Genomic DNA, 3,273 nt, shown 5'->3' with positions numbered 1-3,273 from the left:
TCAACGCAATTTAATTCTTAAAGATTGCAAAACACATTCCTCGCTATCGCTCGGCTTGGTGGTCTGCCACCCGCGAGCGCAAGGTACGCAGCGCGCCTCATGCGCTTGCACTGTTCTTCACCAGATGTTCACGGCAGCGCCCAAGCAGGCGTGAATCGGTCGGATGCGCGATCGCCTTCTCTATTACCGTCGTATCAATAATCACACGCTTGTTGCTCGCGCTCTTGATATCAGGTCGCCTGCGCCGCTGCTACATGACGATGCCAGAAGAGCGCGGAGCCGGATCGCAATCAACATCTGTCGCGCGACTTACGATTCTTGCGACACGGCCTGCGGCAGGAAATGCCACTGCAACCCCTCGGGGTCGAACAGGGCAAGGGCAAGGTCAACGCCCGCCCCGCCGACGTGTGGAACTGTGGTCGCGCGCGAAGTCAGCACCCCCGCAATAGCCACCTGCTTGTCTCCCAAGTTGTAGTCCTGGTGCGCCTCCTCCCAGGCAAACATCCCAGCCTGCTCGTATAGCCAGTCCACCTGATCCAGCGAATCGGCATCAACCTCAAACCGCAACGGCATACCTTGGCTCGCATCCCTGCTTACTGGACGACATAGCCGGCCAGGCAGGCCGCTGGGCCGAATCAGAAGCCGACGATCCAGGGCGAGCCAGGACAAATGCAGCATCAGCGTCAGGCGTTGATCCAGCGTCAGAAAATAGTGCCGCTCAAGCTCCCGGGCCGAGCGCACCCAATATCGCAACCCGGACTTCGCGCGCAGGATGCCTTCCATCATTGCGTCGACGGGCGACAGGAAACCCAGGATCGCTTCGCAATTGTGTGTGCGCTCGACGGCAAACTCGCAACTACCGTCCGGCCCCGTCTCGATCAGCACCACATAGACAGGCGGCTCACGGAAATACCGCGCGCCGCCGTGCCGCCATTCACCATGCTCGCGCATCATGCGCTCGAAGGTCTCGTCGCCCTCCCGACTCAGCATCTTGCGAAACCGGCCTGTTCTTTGCGATGGCGGGACATTTCGTCCATCGTGATTCATTCGCGGCACCTCATCGGTCAAGCCTGCGCGCTGCTTGCGTTCGCCATCTGCTCCATGGCCATGCGCAGTTCGTCACCTGCAAAGCGGGTGCGGTAGCGCAGATAGCCGCCGTCCTCCCAGGGCGCGTTGCGCGAGACATGACCAACCACGGGAACGTCGAACGGCGTGAAACCCGCATACGAGTCGTGGCAGTACGCCGCAAAGAATTCCATCTCCTGCGGCATTGGTTTGCGCTTGAGCAGCCCCTGATACACCTCCCGTTGCACTGCATCAATGTCCTCCCATTTCGCCAGGTTCTGCTGCACCTGATCCTCGGCCTTGGAGAGCGCCCTATTGAACATGGAGCCCGAACTTCTGTATGCGTTGACCTGATCGTTCGCCACTTGCAGGCGGCTCTGGGCACCCTGAATCGCATAGGCGTCGCGCAAGAACACCTGGTGCGCCCCCAGCAGTGCGTTGCGCTCCGCCACGCTCGCCCCGTTCACCCCGTTCACGAAGTCCTGCTCCGCATAGTCTGTGCGCCGCGCCCACCGCCACGCCAGAATATCCAGCAGGCAGTCCGCGACCTCGCGTTCGCCCACACCGTTCAATTGCAGGAAGGTTTTGTAATCAGCATCCAGCTTTTTGCTAACGTTGAATGGGTCCCAGGCACCCGGGGCTTGATCTGGCTTCGCCAGCTTCATGTCCAACGGCACCAACGCCGCCTTGGCCGCGTTGTACATCTCGTTAAGCGGGATCTGCGACAGCTTGCTGGCATCGTCGCCGAAGCTCTTGCCCTGCTCGTTGGGCCGGTAACCGCCACCCACATCCGAGTGCATGCCGGGGAAACGAAACTGCCGGCAGTTGGCTGGCATTGACTCGCCTACCTTCACATCCTCCAGCGGGAACGATTCGCGCTGCTCGTGCATTGCCACATAGTGCTCGCAGTTGCGCACGCGCGGCGAAATGCGCAGGTTCTTCTCGTCGCCCCAATCCGAATGGCCGTTGGCCCAACGGCTGCCGCTCGCGGCTGGCCCCACGCCCACCGCCGCCACCGTATCGAAGATACCCAGGAAGCGGATATGCGCCGTCACCCCGGCAAGCTTGTCTCCCTCGAAACATTCGTCCAGCCAGTTGCAGAACACGCGCGCCTCGGCCGCGCCCCGGCTGAAACCAAACACGTCGATGAACACCTCCTTGAGCTTGGGGTGCGACTGCGCCGCGATCTGCTGCGCGAGCTGCGCGAGCTGCTGCTTGAGAAACTTTGTCCGGTGACTGTGACCACCCTTCGTGAGCAGCCCACCCTCGTATTTCATCCCCACTTGGTCCAGCGCCCACTGGTCGTTGGGCGACAGATGGTTGCCGATGGTCTCGGTATCGACCGACATCGGCAACCAGGCATAGGTGCACAGCGCCCGTACGGCTTCCTTGCCGATCATGACCTGCTCGTTGCTGATGGATTGCTTCATCGCGTTGAGCACGCTCAGCAGGCCGAACACGATGCGTCCGTCCCCGCCCGCACCGAAGCCCATGCCCCTGCTGCTCGAACCCGTCTCGCCGATCGGCTCGAACGGCGTGCCGACGCCGGTGATGTAGAAGCGGTAATAGCCATCCTTTTTCTGATCGGGATAGGCCCGGAACAGCCGCGCCACGTTGCTGTCCTTCTTGGCCGCCAGGTGGGTCTTACCGCCCAGTTCCGGGTCGGCCCAGTCCTGGTTATTGCGCGTGCCATCGAAGAACAATCCGATGTGGATCGGGAACTCGCACTTCTCGGCGCGGCAGCGCTCGGTCGGCAGAACCGGCTGCACGCCGGCCGTGGTGCGGGGATGCGCCGGGGCGCGCAGATAGCTGATGGAATCGCTCATGGTGAGGTGCGCTGAGAGGGAGACGGATTCATTGATCGGCCGGGATGCCCTGGACCGTGGCGCACTGCTTCTTGAAGTAGTCCGCCAGTTCCTCGTCCAGTGCGGACGCAAGCGCCGGCTGCTTGCAGCGCCGGCGCCAGCGCGCCACCTGCATGTGCCACTCGGCCTGGCGGGCGCAGCTTGGCGCGTCACGTAAGCCGGGTGCCGCGCACGCCGGCAGCCAGTGGCGCGCGTCGGCCCATTGGTCGTCCAGATTGCGTCTCTCTGCCGCGTCCTCGCACGCAGCAGAGTCCCGGGCTGACGCACACTGCTTCCTGGCGATTTCCCGGTCGACATCCCGCTCGGCGCCGAAGGGCCGCTCATCACCGCGCGCTGGGTACTT

Annotated in this window: 3 protein-coding genes; all 3 read right to left on the bottom strand. The window is 62.7% G+C overall.

Going from position 1 to position 3,273, the window contains the following annotated elements:
* Positions 1–309: 309 nt before the first annotated feature.
* Complete coding sequence (locus B4F51_RS07090; RefSeq protein WP_296224390.1) at positions 310–1,068, bottom strand: hypothetical protein; 759 nt, start codon at positions 1,066–1,068, stop codon at positions 310–312.
* A complete protein-coding gene (locus tag B4F51_RS07085; RefSeq protein WP_296224389.1) occupies positions 1,065–2,891 on the bottom strand; it encodes a T6SS phospholipase effector Tle1-like catalytic domain-containing protein in 1,827 nt (608 codons plus the stop codon). The genes B4F51_RS07090 and B4F51_RS07085 overlap by 4 nt, the downstream gene beginning before the upstream one ends.
* 28 nt (positions 2,892–2,919) lie before the next feature.
* Positions 2,920–3,273 (bottom strand): hypothetical protein (locus B4F51_RS07080; protein ID WP_296224388.1); only part of this gene is annotated, 354 nt, incomplete at its 5' end.

It is taken from the genome of Ralstonia sp. UBA689 (assembly GCF_002298975.1).
Taxonomy (GTDB): Bacteria; Pseudomonadota; Gammaproteobacteria; order Burkholderiales; family Burkholderiaceae; genus Ralstonia.
The sequence above is the reverse complement of the archived record's forward strand: the minus strand, read 5'-3'. Positions and strand labels throughout refer to the sequence as shown.